The organism is Paenibacillus sp. FSL R5-0744 (assembly GCF_037972555.1).
Taxonomy (GTDB): Bacteria; Bacillota; Bacilli; order Paenibacillales; family Paenibacillaceae; genus Paenibacillus_AQ.
This window is the reverse complement of the sequence record NZ_CP150228.1, coordinates 5,974,200-5,995,598: the sequence shown is the minus strand read 5'-3', so window position 1 is coordinate 5,995,598 and position 21,399 is coordinate 5,974,200. Positions and strand designations below refer to the sequence as shown.

The 21,399-nt window shown below is 45.2% G+C and carries 17 protein-coding genes and 1 riboswitch; of the genes, 12 read left to right on the top strand and 5 right to left on the bottom strand.

Annotated features, from left to right (window positions below; genetic code table 11):
• The first annotated feature begins 68 nt into the window (after nucleotides 1-68).
• Both MKY19_RS26485 and MKY19_RS26480 read left to right on the top strand, forming a co-directional pair.
• Nucleotides 69-2,441, top strand: coding sequence for a glycoside hydrolase family 95 protein (locus MKY19_RS26485; protein ID WP_339798642.1), 2,373 nt, complete (start codon nucleotides 69-71; stop codon nucleotides 2,439-2,441).
• Nucleotides 2,442-2,581: 140 nt separating this feature from the next.
• Complete coding sequence (locus MKY19_RS26480; protein ID WP_339243509.1) at nucleotides 2,582-3,721, top strand: transglutaminase domain-containing protein; 1,140 nt, start codon at nucleotides 2,582-2,584, stop codon at nucleotides 3,719-3,721.
• A 76-nt stretch (nucleotides 3,722-3,797) separates the two neighbouring features.
• Here MKY19_RS26480 and MKY19_RS26475 read toward each other — a convergent pair whose 3' ends face one another.
• The gene (locus MKY19_RS26475) at nucleotides 3,798-5,276 is read right to left on the bottom strand and encodes an amino acid permease (protein WP_042131059.1); all 1,479 of its coding nucleotides are present in this window, start codon (nucleotides 5,274-5,276) and stop codon (nucleotides 3,798-3,800) included.
• 201 nt (nucleotides 5,277-5,477) lie between these two features.
• Nucleotides 5,478-5,683, bottom strand: a riboswitch (Lysine riboswitch).
• Nucleotides 5,684-5,786: 103 nt separating this feature from the next.
• Nucleotides 5,787-6,923, bottom strand: coding sequence for a virulence factor (locus tag MKY19_RS26470; protein WP_076300664.1), 1,137 nt, complete (start codon nucleotides 6,921-6,923; stop codon nucleotides 5,787-5,789).
• A 243-nt stretch (nucleotides 6,924-7,166) separates the two neighbouring features.
• Between MKY19_RS26470 and MKY19_RS26465 the strand changes: the two genes are divergently transcribed.
• The 3 genes from MKY19_RS26465 (at nucleotide 7,167) to MKY19_RS26455 (ending at nucleotide 10,638) form a co-directional block, all read left to right on the top strand.
• Nucleotides 7,167-8,132, top strand: coding sequence for an MBL fold metallo-hydrolase (locus MKY19_RS26465; protein ID WP_076285485.1), 966 nt, complete (start codon nucleotides 7,167-7,169; stop codon nucleotides 8,130-8,132).
• A gap of 156 nt (nucleotides 8,133-8,288) precedes the next feature.
• Entirely contained in the window at nucleotides 8,289-9,914 is a 1,626-nt protein-coding gene (locus tag MKY19_RS26460; RefSeq protein ID WP_042131056.1) for an ATP-binding cassette domain-containing protein, read from the top strand.
• Between the two features lie 115 nt (nucleotides 9,915-10,029).
• The gene (locus tag MKY19_RS26455; RefSeq protein WP_339798636.1) at nucleotides 10,030-10,638 is read left to right on the top strand and encodes a histidine phosphatase family protein; all 609 of its coding nucleotides are present in this window, start codon (nucleotides 10,030-10,032) and stop codon (nucleotides 10,636-10,638) included.
• Nucleotides 10,639-10,720: 82 nt separating this feature from the next.
• Here MKY19_RS26455 and MKY19_RS26450 read toward each other — a convergent pair whose 3' ends face one another.
• Nucleotides 10,721-10,906, bottom strand: coding sequence for a hypothetical protein (locus tag MKY19_RS26450; protein WP_042191867.1), 186 nt, complete (start codon nucleotides 10,904-10,906; stop codon nucleotides 10,721-10,723).
• A gap of 124 nt (nucleotides 10,907-11,030) precedes the next feature.
• Here MKY19_RS26450 and MKY19_RS26445 point away from each other — a divergent pair, with 124 nt between their 5' ends.
• Both MKY19_RS26445 and MKY19_RS26440 read left to right on the top strand, forming a co-directional pair.
• Entirely contained in the window at nucleotides 11,031-11,900 is an 870-nt protein-coding gene (locus tag MKY19_RS26445) for a cation diffusion facilitator family transporter (protein WP_042191865.1), read from the top strand.
• Between the two features lie 201 nt (nucleotides 11,901-12,101).
• On the top strand, nucleotides 12,102-13,178 hold the full coding sequence (locus MKY19_RS26440; RefSeq protein WP_076285484.1) for an SH3 domain-containing C40 family peptidase: 1,077 nt from the start codon (nucleotides 12,102-12,104) through the stop codon (nucleotides 13,176-13,178).
• Nucleotides 13,179-13,414: 236 nt separating this feature from the next.
• On the opposite strand, the gene MKY19_RS26435 is transcribed toward MKY19_RS26440, so the two are convergent.
• Together MKY19_RS26435 and MKY19_RS26430 are read right to left on the bottom strand one after the other, a co-directional pair.
• Nucleotides 13,415-13,789 carry a hypothetical protein gene (locus MKY19_RS26435; RefSeq protein WP_042191861.1) on the bottom strand — a complete coding sequence of 125 codons (375 nt, stop codon included), beginning with the start codon at nucleotides 13,787-13,789 and terminating at the stop codon, nucleotides 13,415-13,417.
• Between the two features lie 126 nt (nucleotides 13,790-13,915).
• A complete protein-coding gene (locus tag MKY19_RS26430) occupies nucleotides 13,916-14,083 on the bottom strand; it encodes a DUF1328 family protein (protein ID WP_042131050.1) in 168 nt (55 codons plus the stop codon).
• Between the two features lie 188 nt (nucleotides 14,084-14,271).
• Between MKY19_RS26430 and MKY19_RS26425 the strand changes: the two genes are divergently transcribed.
• From MKY19_RS26425 to MKY19_RS26405, 5 genes are all read left to right on the top strand, one after another.
• Entirely contained in the window at nucleotides 14,272-14,778 is a 507-nt protein-coding gene (locus MKY19_RS26425) for a DUF948 domain-containing protein (RefSeq protein ID WP_076285482.1), read from the top strand.
• A 60-nt stretch (nucleotides 14,779-14,838) separates the two neighbouring features.
• Entirely contained in the window at nucleotides 14,839-15,363 is a 525-nt protein-coding gene (locus MKY19_RS26420; RefSeq protein ID WP_076300663.1) for a hypothetical protein, read from the top strand.
• 235 nt (nucleotides 15,364-15,598) lie between these two features.
• A complete protein-coding gene (locus MKY19_RS26415; protein ID WP_076285480.1) occupies nucleotides 15,599-16,771 on the top strand; it encodes a fused response regulator/phosphatase in 1,173 nt (390 codons plus the stop codon).
• Nucleotides 16,768-20,436, top strand: a complete 3,669-nt coding sequence (locus tag MKY19_RS26410) for a response regulator (RefSeq protein WP_339267232.1) — start codon at nucleotides 16,768-16,770, stop codon at nucleotides 20,434-20,436. The genes MKY19_RS26415 and MKY19_RS26410 overlap by 4 nt, the downstream gene beginning before the upstream one ends.
• 87 nt (nucleotides 20,437-20,523) lie before the next feature.
• Nucleotides 20,524-21,390: a protein-glutamate O-methyltransferase CheR gene (locus MKY19_RS26405; protein WP_076300661.1), complete on the top strand. Its 867-nt coding sequence runs from the start codon at nucleotides 20,524-20,526 to the stop codon at nucleotides 21,388-21,390.
• Nucleotides 21,391-21,399: the final 9 nt, after the last annotated feature.

Genomic DNA, 21,399 nt, shown 5'->3' with positions numbered 1-21,399 from the left:
TCCGAACGAAAGTCCGGGCTTCCCGCCGATTTCTTTTCATCTGTAATTATAGGATAGGAGGAATATACGTGGGAGAAAGTAAGAACACTGGGGTGCATGATCTCTGGTATAAGCAGCCGGCGGCTGAATGGGAAGAGGCACTGCCCGTGGGTAACGGCCGTTTGGGCGGTATGATCTTTGGTGGAACGGAAGAAGAACTAATTCAACTAAATGAAGACACCTTGTGGTCGGGATTTCCGCGGGATACAGCTAATTATGAGGCGCTGCGTCATTTGACTCCGGCCAAACAATTAGTGGCAGAGGGGAAATACAAGGAAGCGGAAGCACTGGTAGATTCCAAAATGTTAGGCAGACGGACTGAATCCTATCAACCGCTCGGAGACTTGCGAATGAAGTTCAATCTTGGTGGTCCTGTAGAGGATTATCAGAGGGGGCTTGATTTGGATCAAGCGCTTGCTACGGTATCCTATACTGCTGGGGATGTAAGGATTGTGCGCGAAGTTTTGGCCAGCAGACCAGATGAACTTATAGTCATGCATATCCGTGCAGAGGGGAAAGAGGGGCTGGGTATTTTGCCGGATTTCTCAGTGGCTCTGACTTCGCCGCATCCTTTCCGACTAGAGATCACTCCGGATGGCGCGCTGATGATGACCGGTCGTGCTCCATCGCATGTGGCTGATAATTATGTAGGAGATCATCCGCGTGCCGTATTATACGAAGAGGGGCTTGGCATAAGTTTTGCCGCTGCAATGGAGATCCGTACAGATGGCGGCAAATGTAATGCTGAGAACGGCATGTTGTCGGTTTCAGGTGCGCGCTCCATTACGATCCGCCTAGCTGCCGCAACCGATTTTGTCGGGTATGACCGGATGCCAGGAAGCGGCGGTAAGCTGCCTTCGGAGTTGTGCCTAGAGCAATTGGCTTTGTCCTCTAATGGATATGCAGAGCTGAAGCAGCGCCATCTAGAGGATCATCAGTCCTTGTTCCGCCGCGTGGAGTTGACGCTTGCACCCTCGTCCTTCCGGATAGAGATTCCTACGGATGAGCGACTAGTACGGTATCAGGAGGGGCAGGCAGATTCTGCGCTAGAAGCGCTGCTGTTCCAGTATGGCCGCTACCTGATGATTGCTGGCTCACGGCCGGGGACGCAAGCTCTGAATTTGCAAGGGATCTGGAATCCCTATCTTCAGCCGCCATGGAACAGCAATTATACTTCTAATATAAACACTGAAATGAATTATTGGCCAGCCGAGTTATGCGGGTTGGGTGAATGCCATGAACCTCTAATCGATTTTATTAAAGAGCTTAGTATGGCTGGCAGCCGTACAGCAAATATTCATTATGGCGCACGTGGCTGGACGGTGCATCATAATACAGATTTGTGGCGTATGACGTCTCCGTCAGACGGCAAGGCGATGTGGGCATTTTGGCCAATGGGAGGCGTTTGGCTCTCTCGCCAATTGTGGGAGCGTTACGCTTTCCGTCCAGATGAGGAATATTTGCGAAACACAGCTTATCCTTTGTTAAAGGGAGCCGCGTTATTTTGTCTGGATTGGCTGGTAGAACTGCCTGATGGAAGCTGGACAACGGGTCTGTCTACCTCACCGGAGAATGTATTCTTGACTGCTGATGGCACGCCATGCAGTGTTTCAGCTGGCTCAGCTATGGATTTATCGCTGATCGCTGAGCTGTTCAAGCATTGCATTCAGGCTGCTGAGATTTTGAATACCGATGCCCAGCTGAGGCAGGAGCTACGCCAGAAACAGGAACGACTCGCTCATCCTGGGATTGCACCGGACGGACGTATTCGTGAATGGAATGAGGATTTTGCTGAACAAGAGCCTGGGCACCGCCATGTCTCTCATTTGTATGATTTATATCCCGGGAATGTAATTAGTCCTTCCTTCACACCAGAGCTAGCAGAAGCGGCAGCGTTATCGCTTAAGAAGCGCTTGGAAGGCGGGGGCGGACACACGGGCTGGAGTGCAGCCTGGCTACTTAATCTATATGCGCGTTTGAAGGATGGAGAGAGTGCGTATAGCTGTTTACGTCGTATTTTGCAAGATTCAAGTCTGCCGAATTTATTCGGTAATCACCCTCCATTTCAAATTGACGGTAACTTCGGAACTACGGCCGGAGTTGCTGAGATGCTCTTGCAGAGTCATCAGGAAGGGCTTGAATTATTACCCGCTCTTCCAGAAGAATGGTCTGAAGGAAGTGTGAAAGGCTTGGTAGCCCGAGGCGGCTTTATCACAAATATAGAATGGCGTGAGGGACGCTTAACGAAGGCGGAACTGACCTCGACGCATGGACAAATATGCAGAATTTACAGTCACCAGCCTTTGCTCATTCAAAGTCCCGATGGTTCACGAATAGGGATAGAGATGGAATTTGAAACCGTTATAGGAGAGACCTATATCATTACACCGCAAAGCGAATAAAACACATCGTTCTAGCATATAGGCTGTTCTCAGAGTAGAATTATTCTACAGGGAGCAGTCTTTTTTTGCCTAAACGCTCATTATCTATTAAATGGTAGGGTTCATTACAAGTCTATAGGAGCCGGAGGAACGGAATATATATGTGGAAAAAACGCTTCACATTAGTAAAGATCATTCTGGGAGGAGTGATTATATTCGCTGCTATTCCACCGATGATTTATTGGGGCTGGGGTCATGCTTATGCGGCTTCGAGTTCACCCACCCTTCGTTCTGTAAATGAAGTAGCGCAGAAGCTAACGGGTGCAATGAACAACCGCAGGGAGACCATTACTTTTACTTATGAGAGCAAAGCTTCAAATTTGAAAACGAAAATACAAGCGGCTCTGGATCAAGCGATGGCTAGTGACCCTTATTTGTATTACATTATAGACAGCTACGGATATACTTATCGAGGAAGCGCAAGCTCTGTAAAAGTTACGGTGGAAGTGAAATATTTGGAGACGCTGGAGCAGACGGCTTTTGTAAACAAAGAAGTGAAGGCTGCGCTGAAGAAGATCATAACGCCGGGCATGAACAATCATCAGAAGGTGAAGGCTATCCACGATTGGGTTGTGCTTCATCTGAAGTATGACACTTCGTATCGTAAATATACGGCTTATGAAGGATTGAAGAGTGGCAGCGCCGTTTGCCAAGGGTATTCGCTGTTGACCTATAAGCTGTTAAAGGAGGCTGGATTCACGAATAAAATCGTTGAGGGTACAGCCAAACAGCCTGGAGGACGTAGCCAGTTGCATGCCTGGAATCTTGTGCTGTTAGATGGACGGTGGTATCATCTCGACACGACTTGGGATGACCCGACACCTGATAAAGCAGGTGTGGTTAGCACTGCATACTACTTGAGAACGGATGCGCAGATGCGTCAGGACCATAGCTGGACGAAGTCTTATCCGGCAGCTTCTGTAGGTTATCATAAGACCTTGTCTGCGCTTGTGGAGCGTGGAGGACAGAATGCGGCTGTCTATAAACAGCTTCAGAAGGATCTCAATTATGAGCTATATGCCGAGGAGCTAATTGTACGTTCGGTAGGAGATCTGACTCGGCTAGCGAATAAGGCAATTGCCTCCGGTGAGGTGTCTATATTATTCCGTTATCAAGGGAGTGGGACCAAGCTTAAGAACGACCTGCAGGAGCTATATAAGCTTGGACTAGAGGATGTATCTTACTCCAGTTCTGCTTTTGACAATACGGGCGATCTCAAAGTGTTTGTGACCTGGGAATAGAAGGATAACAAAAAAGGACATCCCATAAGCCTAAGTGGCTACGGGACGTCCTTTTTTGTTTTTTACCGGGTCTATTTTATTCTGGGTGAGTACTTAGGTCGCATTTATCCAAAGGAATAATATTACTCTTCCGGAACCAGCGATAGCCTACCCAGATCAAGACAAACAGCGGCAAGCTGATATAGGAAACGGCGATACCATACCAGTCGATATTTCCACCTGAGAAGGCGCCCATATTCTGACCGAGGATAGCTACAATACAAAGTCCTAAAGCAAAGATAGGTCCGAATGGGAACCATCTAGCTCGGTAAGGTAGTTCATCTAGCGAATGCCCTTGTGCTATAAAAGCACGTCTGAAACGGTAATGGCAGACCGCAATACCCAACCAGTTAATAAATCCGCACATACCAGAGGCGTTCAGTAGCCAGTTATATACGGCACCGTCACCAAAGAATGAAGCGAGAAAGGCGAGCATTCCGACAGCCGTAGTTACTAGCAAAGCGCCAACAGGGACACCACGGCGATTGAGCTTACCCAGTGCGCGCGGAGCCATGCCATCCTTAGCCATTGCATACAGGACACGGGTGGAAGCATACATTCCAGAGTTCCCTGCCGACAGTACAGAGCTGAGAATGACGGCATTCATTACGGATGCAGCAATTGCAAGCCCGGCTTTATTGAACACGATCGTAAACGGACTGACTCCGATGTCATCGATGCCTCCACGCAGAAGATCTGGATTCGTATAAGGAATCAACATTCCGATTACAAATATAGCAAGGATATAAAAGATTAATATACGCCAGAATACTTGGCGGATTGCAATTGGGACGTTGCGGCGTGGGTTCTCGCTCTCACCAGCAGCAACGCCGATTAGCTCGGTACCCTGGAAGGAGAATCCGGCTGCCATAAAGACCCCGACGAAGGCGAAGAAGCCACCGTGGAAGGAGCTTCCCCCGATTTGGAAGTTACTGAAGCCTACGGCTTCTCCACCCATAATGCCGAATATCATGAGGACACCGACAACGAGGAAGGCGATAACGGTAATGATTTTGATAATGGCAAACCAATATTCTGATTCCCCGTAGCCACGAGCAGATAGGAAATTAAGGCCGAACATCAGCAGTAGGAACACCAGACTCCAGAGAAAGGAAGGGCTGTCCGGGAACCAATATTTAATGATGACGGTAGCCGCTGATAGCTCTGCTGCAATCGTAACCGCCCAGTTATACCAGAAGTTCCAACCGATGGCGAAGCCAAAGGCGGGGCTGACGAAACGAGTGCCGTAGGTACTGAAGGACCCGGAGTCCGGTAAATAGGTGGCGAGCTCCCCAAGACTAGTCATGAGAAAATAAACCATTACACCCACAGCCGTATAAGCTAGAAGCGCTCCACCAGGTCCTGCTGAAGCGATCGCGCCGCCACTGGCTAGAAACAGACCCGTACCAATAGATCCGCCAAGCGCGATCATGGTCAAATGTCTTGCTTTGAACGATTTTTTTAGCGCAGGCTGATTTATGTTGCCTTGCGCTGGGTTTTGCTGATTGCCCTGCATGAATATGACACTCCTTATGATCTAATCTTACTGTTCATGAACGGGGAGTGCTGAGCTGCTGACTCCCGCAAGGCGGGAGGTATACTTCGTGATTTCCAGAAGGTTATGGATGACTGTACGAAACATACAAATTCTGTAAACGCAAAGAAGCCGCAAACTATGTCTGCGGCTTCCATCTATACAGCTCCGCATCATACTCCCTGTGAAGATAGCGCAACACACTGCAGTCTGCTACTTACGCAGGCTGTACAATGTGACAGTTCCGTGCCTTTCGGCAACGGCCCCAGCCTGCACCGCTGTAAGAGCTACAGCGCAAGCTTCGGCGGATATTCCTTTCGACGTGATTCATAGACGGCTCTAACGTCTCCACACGCGTACTCTTTATATCCGCGACCTCTACCTCATCTTAGTATGACGAGGCTATCTTTACTTCATTCATTTATAAACAACAGGAATTAGTATAAAGCAAGTTTACTTCTCAAAGCAATGACAAAATCAGGTACTTCCATGTTAATTACGACGGCGTTCTGACATCTGCTGCCATACGGTGCCTGCTGCGGCTTCACCTGAGGCGATACGCTCCAAAGCCATCTTGGCCTGAAGGCCAACCTCGAACTCTGGATCATCCGCTGCAAGTGTGAGCGCATCTTGAGCTTCGGATGTGCCAACTTCATAAAGAAAACGTGCTGCGCGCCAGCGGACAAGCTTGCTCTTATCCGTTAGTGCCGCCGTCATCACTGGCGTGGCGGCAGGATCGCCGATGTCGGATAGCGTATCGCCAGCCGTACGTCTTACGGCTGGGGCGCTGTCAGCCATCGCCTCATAGAGCAGCTCCATCGCCTCAGGCGTGCGAAGGTCGCCTAGATACACGACCGCAAGCCTGCGAATATGCAGCTTGGAATCGTGTAGCGCCGCCTTAAGCTCCGGCAGGAGCTCCGCCGTCGGCGTAAGATCCTCTAGCGCGGCGTATCGCACGCGCCAATCCTCATGCTTCAGGTCTCGCAGCAGCTCATCCTGTGTGCGAGTTCGTCTCTGCTCGACGAACTCACCTTCGGCTCCGTGCGCAATGGCTTGCTGCACGAGGGAGTCGAGGCGTTCCTGCGGATACGCTGCCTCGATCTCTTGCTCGACCTCGCGCGCAATGTCCGCGGGCTCGCCATAACGCACGCCGTAATCGGTGAGCTTGCGCTCTTTGATCATCACGGCGCTAGCCACATCCATAACCGCTTTAGTAAAGCGGTTAGCTAAGGATATGCGCTCTTCATTCGCGCCCGTTTTGACGCGGATTTGCATCGGAATTCCGCGGAATAATTGGACGAAGACTTGCGCTTCCCCAAAATGAGCACCGGCATTCTCGTCAGCTAGGCTCCAATCTCCAGTTACACCTTCGCTGTTAGCGAAGCGGCTTTGAACTTCTCTTAGAATGGCTGCCCAATCGGCATTGCCTTTGCGCTCAAGTGCTGCGAAGTCAGCAGCATGATAAATGCTAATAACGCCCGGTATCGTTAACATTTCACGTGCCCAAGCAGGTGCGGAACGCTCACTTTCTGGAGTATAGGTTCTGCGAATTCCGGGTTCTAAACTTTCGTCCAAATGTAGCTTCATCGTATTTGGACTTGGAGTCGGTTCAATAAAAGTAATCTTCATACGTAGCTCCCCCTTGAACGGTATATGCACCGCCATACTTTATACACATATTATCTCATTTCTGGTGTGAAACCAAAAGAACTCTTCTATTATTTCGCTAAAGTCTGCAATTGTGAGGAATAAAAGGGCGAACCTTTACCATGCTATTTGTATATTTTGCAAAATACGCTGCTGTTCAATTTAGTTGTAGTATATTCGCTAAAGCTAGGGTTGCTCGGTAAACTTCTGTAGAAGAGGTGTTGTATGCCTAAAACTCGTTACCATAACGTCGATAATGTAAGTACCGATAAATCATTAAAGGAATTTCGCCAGTGGCGTGAGGAGCGTCGTCGCAAGAAGAAGGATTATTCATATGTTGTACCGAATACGCCGCCCAGATTATCTTATCTGTCTGAGAATCGATTGGAGTCTACCATTACGTGGATTGGGCATTCAACATTTTTCCTTCAATATGAAGGGATGAATATCATTACAGATCCCATCTGGGCGAGAAGGCTGGGCTTTGAGAAAAGACTGGGACAACCTGGGATTCCACTTAGCGAAGTGCCACCGATTGACCTGATTCTGATTTCGCACTCTCATTATGACCATTTGCATATTGCCTCTATCCGCAAATTATATCGGGCAGGGACAACGCTTGTAGTTCCTGTTGGTCTGAAGCGAAAAATGCTTCGCAAAGGGTTCCACAACTGTGTGGAAATGGAATGGTGGCAGGAGATTAAGCTAGGTAAGATCAAGCTTAGTTTTGTGCCTACCCAGCACTGGACGCGGAGAACGCCATGGGATACGAATACTTCACATTGGGGTGGGTACATCCTGGAGCCCGCTGATTCCGGAAATCAGAAGTCTTCTCCGAATCTTTATTTCGCTGGGGACAGCGGTTATTTTCCTGGCTTTAAGGAGATCGGAAGTCGTTATAAGATCGATATCGCGCTTATGCCGATTGGGGCCTATGAACCGGAATGGTTCATGACCTCTCAGCATGTAAATCCTGAGGAAGCCATTCAAGCTTTCCTAGATGTAGGGGCGGAGACCATGATTCCGATGCATTACGGTACCTTCAGACTTGCTGATGATACCGCCCGGGAAGCACTGGATCGCATGGAGAACGCCCGAGTTAAACATGCGATTTCGGAGGAAAGAATTCGTACACTCGGTTATGGAGAAACACTGGTCGTACAAAAGGAGAATCGCACATCTGGGGAATAATTGAAAAAATTCCTCCTTAAAAGTTGTCGCCGTAAAACAGTTGGAATAAGTTTCGTAGGAGTGAGATCAGCTTAAATGCCTATTTCACGGGATTTTTGCACTGATTTTATGCTATAATGAGCCGAAACCCTAAAGTGAAAAGGATGGTAATGCGTAATGATTAGCACAAGCGGCGTAACACTCCGCTACGGAAAACGCGCTCTCTTCGAAGATGTAAACATAAAATTCACCCCTGGTAACTGCTATGGTTTGATTGGTGCCAATGGTGCTGGTAAATCAACCTTTCTGAAAATTCTGTCTGGGGAGATTGAAGCGAACACGGGTGATGTTCATATAACACCAGGTGAACGCCTTGCAGTTCTGAAGCAGAATCATTTCGAGTACGATGAATTCCCAGTACTTGAAACAGTAATTATGGGTCACACTCGTCTTTATGAAATCATGAAAGAAAAGGACGCGCTTTATGCGAAGTCTGATTTCACGGAAGCAGATGGTCTGCGTGCCGGTGAGCTTGAAGGCGAATTTGCAGAACTTAATGGCTGGGATGCAGAGCCAGATGCGGCGGCTATGCTGATCGGTCTTGGCATTATGCGTGAACTGCATGATAAGAAAATGGCCGAACTGAGCGGCAATGAGAAGGTACGGGTACTCTTGGCACAAGCCTTGTTTGGCCGTCCAAACAACCTCCTGCTCGATGAGCCTACCAACCACTTGGATCTAGAATCGATTGGCTGGTTAGAGAACTTCCTCATGGATTATGAAGGTACTGTTATCGTCGTATCCCATGACCGTCACTTCCTGAACAAAGTATGTACGCATATTGCGGATATTGATTTTGGCAAAATCCAGATGTACGTTGGTAACTACGACTTCTGGTACGAGTCCAGTCAGCTTGCTCAAGCTTTACAGCGTGATTCGAACAAGAAGAAGGAAGATAAGATCAAGGAACTGCAAGCCTTTATTCAGCGTTTCTCGGCCAATGCTTCCAAGTCTAAACAGGCGACTTCTCGTAAGAAACAACTCGAGAAAATTACGTTGGATGACATTCGTCCATCTAACCGTAAATATCCGTTCCTCAACTTCAAACCTGAACGTGAAGCAGGTAAGCAGCTTCTGACGATCAGCGGATTGACCAAATCGGTTGAAGGTGAGAAGGTTCTTGATGAAATCAGCTTTGTAGTTAACAAAGGTGATAAGATTGCTTTCGTGGGTCCTTACTCCCAGCCTAAATCACTTCTATTTGATGTGATCATGGGTGAGCAGGAAGCGGATGCGGGTGAATATGCGTGGGGCGTCACTACAACTCAAGCTTATTTCCCAAAAGACAACTCCAGCTATTTCGATGGTGTGGACTTGAATCTCGTAGAATGGCTGCGTCAGTATTCTAAAGATCAGGATGAGACGTTCCTGCGTGGATTCCTTGGACGGATGCTGTTCGCCGGAGAAGAAGCACTGAAGAAAGCGAGTGTATTGTCCGGGGGCGAGAAGGTTCGCTGTATGTTGGCGAAGATGATGCTGAACGGTGCGAACGTACTTGTATTCGATGAGCCTACCAATCACTTGGATCTGGAATCCATTACGGCACTGAATAACGGACTGATCGATTTCGACGGGACTATTCTCTTTACTTCCCATGACCATCAGTTCATCCAAACGATTGCTAACCGTATCATCGAGATCACACCTACAGGTGTAATTGATCGCACGATGACTTACGATGAGTATTTAGAGAATCCTGAAATTAAGGAAATGCGCCAACGCATGTATCCTGTAGAAGTATAATATTTACTTTCCGTTATGCGGAAGGAACCCGTTAAGCAGCTACTCTAATCCTGATAGGATTAGGGTAGCTGTCTTTATAATTTCGATTTTGAAAAGGTAACGGTAGGTGAAGCATGTGGACAGAACTATTTTTATTATGAGGCATGGGGAGACCGAGTTTAATACGCAAGGTCGTTACCAAGGCCAATTAGACTCACCTTTGACTGAGTATGGAATAGATCAAGTCAGACAAATGGGGAGGCTGCTTCGTTATTCTGTGGATCATCCCTCCGAATGGAAGGTGATTTCAAGTCCACTTGGGAGAGCGCTGCAAAGCACACAAATTTTGTGTGAAATCTTAGGTTATGATTTCAATAAAATAGAAACGGATTCTAGGTTAAGTGAAGTTTCCGTTGGTTCTTGGTCAGGGCTAACGCTTAAGGAAATTGAGCAGGGCTGGCCGAATAGTCTTGAAGATACGACTATGTATGATTGGTATTTTCGTTCACCAGATGGAGAGAGCTATGAAGCGGTTCAGGAGCGTGTCACAGACTGGCTGGATAGCTTGTCCTCCACTCCGCGGGTCATTGCGGTTACACATGGATTAACAAGTAGAATTCTACGGGGAGTATACGCTGGGCTTGCAAGACAGGAAGCCTTATCACTTGAGGTTTCCCAAAGCGCATGTTTTCAGTTGTCTAATTGTACAATAAAGAGAATCAGTTATGAATTTGATGAGTTCTAGCCCATCCTTTAAGGCAGGCGAACGCATAAAAGGCTGCGTTGTCCCTGAGGGATGCGCAGCCTTTTATGTTTATAAAATAGTACTAGGATCCGCCGGTACGACGGCGTTGGTTGTTAGGCTTTTTGTTATTCTGACTTTTTAGTGGTTTAGCGGATCCGGCCTGAAAAGTTGATCCAGGTTTGGAGGAAGATTGTTGTTTCTTCTGCTCCAGCTTTTGCCGGATAGCTTCAGCTAAATTGATTTTTCCTTTTTCATTGTTTTCGCTCATTATGATAACCTCCTTTGAAGCAAGTCCTTCACTTTATTCTAATTGTTTTTAAATGCTGCTACAAGGGCAAGAATAATTGAAAGAATTCTTTTCTAACAAAACTGAAAACGAGGAGATAGCCAAAATGGTTGATATTTACGAAGATATACGTAAAGGCGAGCGGGGCGCTTGGGTTAGCATAGCGGCTTACCTCATTTTATCGACTTTCAAGCTGGTTAGCGGTTATCTATTCGCCTCTAGTGCATTGGTCGCGGACGGAGTCAATAATTTAACTGACATCGTAGCATCTGCAGCCGTGTTGGTTGGTCTAAAGATTTCGCGGAAGCCACCTGACTCTGACCATGCTTATGGACATTTTCGAGCAGAGACAGTAGCTGCATTGTTGGCTTCTTTTATTATGGCGGTAGTAGGTATTCAAGTGATTGTGGAGGCGGTGCGATCCTTTTTCGATCGTGCAAAGGAAACACCGCAGCTATGGTCTGCTGGTGTGGCTCTAGTGTGTGCAGTAGCAATGATGGGAGTATACATATACAACAAAAGGCTGGCTAAGCAGATAAATAGTAGTGCACTCATGGCAGCGGCGAAAGATAATTTTTCCGATGCTATGGTTAGTATAGGTGCTGCTGTTGGGATTGTAGGTGCTCAGTTCGGACTGCCATGGATTGATTCTGCGGCGGCAGTAGTTGTCGGACTGATTATCTCTAAGACGGCATGGGATATTTTTCGTGACTCGACCTACCGGCTTACGGATGGCTTTGATGAAGATAGATTGATGGATCTACGTAGTACGATTGCTCGAACACCGGGAGTAGAGGGGATTAAAGATGTGAAGGCACGTGTTCATGGGAATCATGTACACGTGGATGTTGTAGTGGAGGTAGACGCGAATATTACAGTGGTGGAAGGTCATAGGATCAGTGACTCCATTGAAGAGAGAATGAGCAAGCTACACAATATTATGAATGTACAGGTGCATGTGGAACCTAAAGATTAAATTTGAAAAATTCTATTTTAAGGAAAAAACAAACATATTTAAGGAGGATTCAAGACTTTAGTCCTGTATTTTACCATAAAGTGGCATGATTATATGTGCAATTTGGAGCATGTTCCAAATCCCGGGCAAGCCTATAATGAGGGCATAAAGGAATGTAGTTCACACCTTTGTTGAAATCTCATCATGGTATTGGGGGAACGTATGATTAAATCACATAAGCAATTAACAGCATCCTTATTGGTTTCAGCTGCAATTGTTGCAGGTTTAGGAGTATCTGCTCCTGGAAATGCAGCAGCAGCCTCAAGTCCATCAAATTCAGTTATGGCAGCAGCAGCCGGTCAAACAGCGGTCATCGAGGCAAGTGTTCGCCTTCGCAGTACACCTTCTACAAGTGGAGAAGTAGTGAAGTATTTGCAAAAAGGAGATCAAGTGCAGATTGTGGCACAACCGAATAGCTATTGGTATCAGGTGAAAGCAGCGGATGGATCCGTAGGCTATACAAGTACAGATGATAAGTATATCAGCGTAAATTCATCTTCAGTAGGTACACCAACAGCACCATCAGCACAAACGGGAACCATAAAGTACGGAGTGAATCTTCGAACTGCGCCTTCTACAAGCGGAAAAGTACTGAGACTTCTGAAGAAGGGGGAACAAGTACAGCTTCTGGCACAGCCGAACAGCTCCTGGTATCAAATTCAAACCTCTGATGGTAGCATTGGATATATAAGTTCAAGTGATCAATATACTTCGTTCGCTAATAATGGGGGGACTGGGACGGTAACGCCGACACCAACGCCGCCAGCACCAGTACCACCTATTTCTACACCTGGGGCTTCTGCCCAAATCGAGAGCGTAATCTCAGCAGGTATGGGCTATCTGGGTACACCTTATGAGTTTGGTTCCAGCAGATATGATACAAGCACCTTCGATTGTTCTGATTTTATCCGGCAAATTTTCATGGATGCTGTGAATTTGAAACTGCCTGCTGATTCCCGTCAACAGGGAGATTGGGTGAAATCGAATAGTACGGTAGTTACGTCTACTTCCGGTTTGAAACGCGGCGATCTAATGTTCTTTATGGATTATAAAGGGAACTCCGCTTCAGCGTATGAAGGGATCGACAAATCTAAGGCAAGAATATCGCATGTTGCTATGTATCTAGGAGATGGACAAGTTCTCCATACGTATTCCGTAGCTTCAGGCGGGGTGAAAGTAGATAAATTAAGCGCTTCTTGGACGAATCGTTTCCTCTTCGGGGGATCGGTCATCCGATAATTATATAGGTATACAGAAGCGGCAGCATCGCATGTTTGTGACGGGTGAACAAAGGCGGCGTAAGCGCAAAAGCTACCCCCTCAGTAGAATGATCTACTGAGGGGGTAGCTTTTTGTAAATATAAGAATTTATATGTTCCGTTCTATAAATTATCCTTATATTTCTCGCTTAAACACTTGCCGTCCTTATAGGGACGCCGAAAGCGTTTATGCTTGTTATCATCTTTTCTGTACTAATTACATAATTACATTGGCAGCAACAGGAACCTTTACCCACGCTTTTCCTAGCCAAGTGTAGATTTCTCTCCATTCATTGCCCCAAGTATCCGTAATCACTTCACCTGTGGTATCAAGCGTTTGAGCGCTAAGCCAGCCTGCAGGAATCATACTGCCAACTGAAAAGTGAAAAGCTGTTTTTTCGGTTAGAACAATTTGTGGTGTGGCTGGAGTAATATCCGATGGGGTAATGATCGTTTCAAAAGATGTTGTGTAAGTGCTTCCAGTTCCGGGCGTAGAATCTGTAGTTGTCCCTGTTACCTCAGCGGCTGATGCTGTAGCTGCTATTGAAGCCATAAGTCCCAAGGCAAGTGTAATGCTGGCGAATTTTTTCATGTTAAGTTCCTCCTCATTATGATCTAACTTCAAAACTTTTTCTTATTTTCTCAAGTGACATCTGTGTGGGAATGACCTATACTTTCTGCATGATGAATAAGATATATGGATAGATATGGGAGGAGGCTACATCGATCTACCTCTGCGTCCCGTGAAGAGGGAAACAACAAACAGAACCAAGAATACGAAGAATAGTATCTTTGCAAGACCAGCAGCGGCTGCTACAAGATTGAAGAAACCAAAGATACCAGCGATTACAGCTACAACTAGCAGAATTGCGGACCATTTTAACATTACATATCACCTATCCTTTTTTTGATTTGTAGTCATTGTATAAACGGGGACTTTGATTCTGAAACAAAGGGGAGCAGGGAATTTTGACAACGCTCGACAGATTGTTTCGGCATATGGTAGTAGGGGTAACTATGCAGTATACAAGGCTGATTAGCCACTATTTATGAGATTTGGAAGGGGTTATGAATATGATCATTGAACTTAGTGTAGCTCTCGTTGCTATCGCATTCGCAATACTTGTTTTCTTTCTAATTAAGACTTTGCAGTCAGCGAAGCAATCTCTCGACAAAGTAAGCCAGACCTTGGTGGAAGTGCAGAAGACGATGGATGAACTGACTTATGAAGTGAAGACTACAGTCAGACATGCAAATGAAATTACCGCTGATGTACAGAATAAAATTCAGAAGATTGATCCTGTCATAGATTCTGTGAAAAATTTGGGAGAAGTTATGAATGAGTTAACCTTAACCGTTAAGCAAGTTTCAGTAACTGTGATTGAGAGATATCGTAAATCACATGAACTGAGGGAGAAGCGTAAGGGGGTATCCATAAAAGAAGCTCCGCTGACTCCAGCTGAGGAACGTACGGTAAACTCTTATGATGCTGTTAATAACGAGAAAGCACCGGGGAAAATAGCTACTGTGTTAAAAAGTGTAGATGTAGCTGCAACTCTTTGGAAAAAATTCCGTCATTAAAGTTAAGGCAGCAAGTCCTCTGTAAATGGCGGCTGCAGATAAGAAAGGTGGGATAACAACATGAACATTATCATACTCTTGTTTAGTCTACTTTCCCCATACTTTGATGCGTCTCCACAGTTGACGCCTATCTCGACTTTTAGTGATCAGCCTAAGACAGTTCTTACATTTGAACATTCCTCAGAAACGAGCCCTGCTATAAATCAGTTTGATTCACTGCAAGGTGTTGCTTTATATGCTACGAAGGAAGAATTGCTTCTGGCCAAGGGCAATCCGCTGGCGGTAACAAATGATCCATTGCAAGGGACAGAGGAGTACCAATACGCAGATGTAACAGTGGGTGTTGGTGAGGGGTTTGTACTGTATGTGCATGTCTCACCTTCTCAAGCACAGCAGTTTGGGCTACAGGTAAATGGGGTGGGAATTGATCCCGTGAAGGATAATGTGCAATCGACCTTGGGTAAACCGTATTTTATTGCCGAAGATGGTGATGTATATATGAGAGGAAACAATGCGCTCAAAATATATCGAAATTTGGCAGGTGAATTTGAAGGTATTGATTTATTTGATAGTATTTCTTCTTAATATGTTTCACTTTTGATCATTTTGGTTAATAAACAGAGGCTGTCTTTACCATAGAGTAACCTCCCGAACCACTACATGTAGTGGTTCGGGAGGTTACTTTGCTGAAGGCGTAAATGAACCTATTACTATATTTACATATATTAAAAATAGAAATAACACATTTAAATAGCGTATGATATAGGTAATGAGTCGCAGAATTTTACGTTCGTAATACTATTCGTGTGAGGTGAAGATGATGAGAATCTTAATCGTAGATGACAATCCGACTAATGTTATCATTATCCGTGAAATCCTGAAAAAAGAAGATTACCGAAATTTCGTAACCGCATCCTCTGCAAAAGAGATGCTTACACGGTTGGGTATCGGTTCTGTGAGTGAAGATGGACGTCCTCGGATGTCAGATATCGATCTGATTTTACTGGATATGATGATGCCGGAAATGGATGGAATCGAGGCATGTCGTGTTGTACAGCAATACGAACACCTAAAGGATATTCCAATAATAATGGTTACAGCTGTTGGCGATTCCAAGAAGCTGGCAGAAGCACTGGATGCAGGTGCAGTAGATTATGTTACGAAACCCATTAACAAAGTGGAGCTGATGGCCCGAATTCGGCTCGCGCTGCGGTTGAAGCGAGAGAAAGATTGGCATAAGGAACGAGATCAGCGAATTCAAGAAGAATTGAGACTGGCCGCACTTGTTCAGAATGCTGTGTTGAGCTTGCCTCTTCAGGAAGAGAATTTTGAGGTCAATGCCATCTATCAGCCATCCTCTGAGCTTGCCGGTGATTTATACGCGTGGTACCCCCTTGGTGATGGCCGATATGGCGTGATCCTGCTGGACATTATGGGACACGGAATATCGTCATCTCTTTTTTGTATGTTTCTTGCTTCTGTGTTGAAGGACACGGTAACTACGTATGTAGAGCCGGAAAAGGTAATTCAGGAGCTCAATCGAAGGTTTAATCAGCTCTATATTGAGAAAAAGCTGATCCAATACTACTTTACGACCATTTATCTTGTGATAGATACCCGTATGAAACGTATTGACTACGTCAACGCCGGGCATCCACCTGCGCTATTTTTTGAAGGAGTGGCTAAGACTCCAGTCATGCTGGAAAGTAACTGTCACCCAGTAGGTTTGTTTGAACGGATTGATATTCAGCCACAGAGCTTAACCTATGAAGATGAAGGGCATCTAGTTCTTTATACAGATGGTCTATTGGAACTGGTTGAGGGCGAACAAGAAGAGCAGCTGAAATTTATGATTCAACATTTAAATGTTGAACATGAGTGGAACGAAGAAGCTATTCGAGCTGCTTTTTTCAATGTTGAGGTTCCTAAAGAGCGTGATGATGATAAGTGTATTGTGTGGATCTCACTGAAGAAGGGAACAGATAGAGAATGAAGATAAAGGCTAAACTCTTAATTGGCTTCAGTGCCATGTTAGCGATTATGCTTGCACTTACGATGATAGGATACGACCGCTTAAATTATATGAATAATCAACTGGAAGGGTATCAGGATAGATATATGAAGGGGCGGTCTTCTTCAGGGATGCGTGGAGAAGTCAATGATATGGCGCGAATATTAACCACGACCATGTTAAGTGCAGATGCATCATCGGTAGAATCTCAAAAGAATGAGATTGATAAAAAGATCACTAAAGCCAATGAGCACTACGAGAAAATAAAAGCGTCGATGACTAGCGCTGAAGAAATGCAAATGGTCAGTCAAATAGATGGCGCGTACACTACTTATTTAAATTATCAGGAAAAGGTATTGAAACTGCTATCGGCTGGTTATTTTCAGAATGCTAGCACGTATTCCAACACAGAGGGACAAGCGATTCAGAATGCCGTGTTAAACGCTCTGAACAGTCTCTCTGATTATAATGCTTTTATTATGAATGAAGAGAGTACGAAGGCCAACGAAGCTTATAAAAGTTCGACTCAGATGGTAGTTCTAATGATGATTATGGGCTTACTTCTCGGACTTGGAGTAGTTCTATGGATCATCCCAAGCATCACTCGGGGGCTTAATGTCGTTTCGATGATGATTACCAGCTTTGGCAACGGTAAAGTGAGGGCTATACGGCGTATAAAGGTTACTACTAAAGATGAAATTGGTGAGGTTGCTCTTGTCTTTAAAAAGATGGCTTTAGATCTTGAACAGAAGCAGCAAATGGAACAGGCCTATGCGCAAGCGCAGAATGACCAATCCTGGCTGAATGCGAATGTTGCTCGGGTGACGGAACTATTGCGAGGTGTTAGCTCCTTGGATCAGGTCTCACAGACCTTCATCAATGAGTTTACCCCTGTGCTGGGAGCACAGTTCGGAGCTGTATATTTAAAAGATGCCAATCGTCCTGATTTTTTACGAAGCAGTGGATATTATGCAGTAGATAATGATAAGAAACCTAAGGACGGGTTTGTGATTGGTGAAGGGCTTGTAGGGCAAAGTGCGCTCGATATGCACCCGATCAGACTGGAGAAAGCTCCTGAAGACTATTCATCCGTTAAGTCCGGATTCGTGGATGCACAACCTGGATATATTTCTATCCATCCGCTTATTTTTGAAGACGAACTGCTAGGCGTAGTAGAATTTGCTTCATTCCAACCTTTTAGCAGTTTGAAAAATGATTTGCTGCAACAACTCGCTAATAATTTAAGTATTATTTTTAATAATATTAGCCGTCGTTTGATCGTGGAGAAGTTGTTGCGTGATTCACAAGCTCTTACGGAAGAGCTGCAGTGTCAGTCGGAGGAATTACAGACTCAGCAAGAGGAATTGCGTCGTTCCAATGAGAACTTAGAAGAGCAGACGGATGCGCTTAAACGTTCGGAAGAACTACTCCAGCGTCAGCAGGAAGAACTGGAGCATTATAATACGGAACTTATTGCCAAGACCCGCGCTTTAGAGGAACAAGTGCAGGAGGTTGAAGAGAAGAAAGACGAAATTGAGCATGCAAAAATTCAATTAGAGAAACAGGCCAAGCAATTATCCGTTACTAGTAAATATAAATCAGAGTTCTTGGCGAATATGTCTCATGAATTGCGAACTCCGCTCAACAGTCTCTTGATCCTATCGCAGCTACTTACGGAGAATAAGGATGGCAACTTGTCAGAGAAACAGGTTGAATTTGCACATACGATTTATATGTCAGGTGCAGACTTGCTTAAGATGATTGATGAGATTTTGGACTTATCCAAGGTTGATGCTGGCAAAATGGAACTGAACCAAGAAGAAATTAAATTAACGGAGCTGAAGAGCTTTGTGAAGCAGAATTTTGCTCCGCAAGCGCTCAAAAAGGGACTTTCTTTAAGAATTACCTTTAACGAGCCGCTGCCAGATAGTGTCATTGCCGATGGTCATCGGTTGAAGCAGGTGCTAAGAAATCTGCTTTCTAATGCCTTTAAATTTACGATGGAAGGATTTATTGAGTTCTCGGTTAGCCAAGCAGATGACAATCTTATTCCGCTAGATCTGCCAAGTGAAGTTGAATATATTGCTATTGCTGTGAAGGATAGCGGAATTGGTATTCCGGCAGATAAAACTGATATTGTGTTCGAAGCCTTCCAACAGGTGGATGGAACTACCAGCCGTAAATTTGGAGGGACAGGATTGGGCTTGTCTATTAGCCGTGAGTTAGCGCGTTTAATGGGTGGAGCTATTGTGCTGGAATCCCGTGAGGGTCAAGGTAGTACCTTTACTATGTATTTGCCGGTTATAGGGAATTATAATAAGCAACCTTCAGTAATAGAAGCTGCTGCTTCTAGAGAGGATGTAACCTTCGAAGAATATATCGGAGATATGACTCCAACCCTTGTACCAACACCAGTCCATGAACCTATTCCACAATTAATGATCGATGATGACCGTGATCATTTGACTGCAAATGATAAGGTTCTGCTTATTATTGAAGACGATGAGAGCTTTGCGAAAATATTGCTGGATATGGCTCATGGCCGCAATTTCAAAGGACTTGTAGCCCTTCAAGGCGATACTGGACTGCAGATGGCGAAGACTTATCTACCTGATGCGATTATTCTAGATATTCAGCTGCCTGTTATGGACGGTTGGACCATCCTTAGAGAGTTAAAAAGTGCATCACAGACCCGCCACATTCCTGTCCATGTCATCTCTGTGAATGATGAAGTGAAGCAGGGACTTATGATGGGGGCTATGGCTTATTTAAGAAAACCATCTTCTAGAGAGGCTCTAGAGCGGGCGTTCTCCCAAATCGAGAATTACACCTCCAGTACGTTGAAATACTTGCTGATTGTTGAGGATGATGAAATTCAACGTCGTTCAATCATGGAATTGATCGGTCACGACGATGTGGCCATAACCGCAGTTTCAACTGGCGGGGAGGCACTGAGTGAGCTACGGAAGCAGAGATATGATTGTATGGTTCTGGATCTGATGCTTGAGGATATGACAGGTTTCGATCTGCTGGATCAAATTCGTGATGATGAGGAATTAAATGATCTACCTATTATTATTTATACGGGTAAGGATTTGGATGGCAAAGAAGAGACGCAGCTGCGCAAATATGCGGAATCAATTATTATCAAGGATGTACGTTCTCCAGAACGGTTATTGGATGAGACTACGCTGTTCTTGCACCGGGTAGAAGCAAATCTTCCGGAAGATAAACGTAAGATTCTGCAGAAGCTTCATAATAAAGAAGAATTGTTCGAAGGAAAGAAAATACTGCTCGTCGATGATGATATTCGCAATGTCTTTGCGCTCTCCAGTGTACTCGAAGAGTATCACATGGAAGTGAAGTTTGCGGAGAATGGACGCGAGGCGCTGGAAATGCTGGTAGAGCAAGAAGATTTTGATCTTGTATTAATGGATATGATGATGCCGGAGATGGACGGATATGAGGCTATGCGCCGGATCCGCGAGATGCCGCAGTATCAGAAACTCCCTATTATTGCGCTCACCGCCAAAGCTATGAAAGAGGATCGTGCCAAATGTATTGAAGCTGGAGCCTCCGACTATATGAAGAAGCCAATCGCAACAGGTCAACTTCTATCTTTAATGCGAGTCTGGCTGTATTCGTAACCTCAATATTGGGGTAATACTTTAAAAGAACTAACAAAAAGCCATTCTTCAAAAGTACGGCGTGTTGATAAGGGAGTCGGGATAACAATGAAAGCAATAGAACACGGATATGAGGAGCAGCCCGTTCTGGCGGGAAGTGACGAACTGGAGCAAATTGAGATTGAGCTGCTTCTTGATGGGGTACACCGTTTATATGGCTATGATTTCCGGAATTATGCGTTGCCTTCATTAAAACGACGCATCTGGCATCATGTTCATGCGGAGAATGTACTCACCATATCCGCGCTGCAAGAGAAGGTTCTGCATGATCGGGCTTGTTTTGAACGATTTGTTTACAGTCTCTCTATTCCTGTTACTGAAATGTTCAGGGATCCAGGATTATTTCTAACTTTTCGCCAGAAGGTAGTTCCTTTGTTAAGAACCTATCCCTATATTCGTATCTGGCATGCCGGATGTTCCACTGGGGAGGAAGTTTATTCTATGGCCATCCTGCTACATGAAGAAGGGCTTTATGATAAAGCTCGAATTTATGCCACAGATATGAATGAGCGTTCTTTACAGCAGGCTAAGGAAGGCGTTTATGATATTAGCAGAATGAAGCAATACACAAAGAATTATTTGGAGGCAGGAGGTACTCGGGCATTTTCCGAATACTACACTGCGAAGTATAACTCAGTCATTTTACAACCGTATTTACGCAAAAATATTATTTTTGCTGAACATAATTTAGCTACTGACACTTCTTTTAATGAATTTAATGTTATTTTCTGCCGAAATGTAATGATTTATTTCAATGATGAGCTTCGTGATCATGTTCACGGGTTGTTTCATGAAAGTCTCAGTCGCTTTGGAATCCTTGTTCTGGGCTCTAAAGAGTCTATTCACTTTACGAAATATAGCGATTGCTATGAATCTTTAGACAGAGTGGAGAAAATATACCGTAACATAAAATAACGCATGAAG

Bases quoted from the DNA above. Each gene is read 5' to 3' on its own strand.
- MKY19_RS26480 (WP_339243509.1), top strand. From the start codon at position 2,582: ATGTGGAAAAAACGCTTCACATTAGTAAAGATCATTCTGGGAGGAGTG.
- MKY19_RS26405 (WP_076300661.1), top strand. From the start codon at position 20,524: ATGAAAGCAATAGAACACGGATATGAGGAGCAGCCCGTTCTGGCGGGA.
- MKY19_RS26435 (WP_042191861.1), bottom strand. From the start codon at position 13,789: ATGAAAAAATTCGCCAGCATTACACTTGCCTTGGGACTTATGGCTTCA.
- MKY19_RS26475 (WP_042131059.1), bottom strand. From the start codon at position 5,276: ATGCAGGGCAATCAGCAAAACCCAGCGCAAGGCAACATAAATCAGCCT.
- MKY19_RS26420 (WP_076300663.1), top strand. From the start codon at position 14,839: ATGAACATTATCATACTCTTGTTTAGTCTACTTTCCCCATACTTTGAT.
- MKY19_RS26410 (WP_339267232.1), top strand. From the start codon at position 16,768: ATGAAGATAAAGGCTAAACTCTTAATTGGCTTCAGTGCCATGTTAGCG.
- MKY19_RS26470 (WP_076300664.1), bottom strand. From the start codon at position 6,923: ATGAAGATTACTTTTATTGAACCGACTCCAAGTCCAAATACGATGAAG.
- MKY19_RS26450 (WP_042191867.1), bottom strand. From the start codon at position 10,906: ATGAGCGAAAACAATGAAAAAGGAAAAATCAATTTAGCTGAAGCTATC.
- MKY19_RS26445 (WP_042191865.1), top strand. From the start codon at position 11,031: ATGGTTGATATTTACGAAGATATACGTAAAGGCGAGCGGGGCGCTTGG.
- MKY19_RS26425 (WP_076285482.1), top strand. From the start codon at position 14,272: ATGATCATTGAACTTAGTGTAGCTCTCGTTGCTATCGCATTCGCAATA.
- MKY19_RS26460 (WP_042131056.1), top strand. From the start codon at position 8,289: ATGATTAGCACAAGCGGCGTAACACTCCGCTACGGAAAACGCGCTCTC.
- MKY19_RS26465 (WP_076285485.1), top strand. From the start codon at position 7,167: ATGCCTAAAACTCGTTACCATAACGTCGATAATGTAAGTACCGATAAA.
- MKY19_RS26415 (WP_076285480.1), top strand. From the start codon at position 15,599: ATGAGAATCTTAATCGTAGATGACAATCCGACTAATGTTATCATTATC.
- MKY19_RS26440 (WP_076285484.1), top strand. From the start codon at position 12,102: ATGATTAAATCACATAAGCAATTAACAGCATCCTTATTGGTTTCAGCT.
- MKY19_RS26430 (WP_042131050.1), bottom strand. From the start codon at position 14,083: ATGTTAAAATGGTCCGCAATTCTGCTAGTTGTAGCTGTAATCGCTGGT.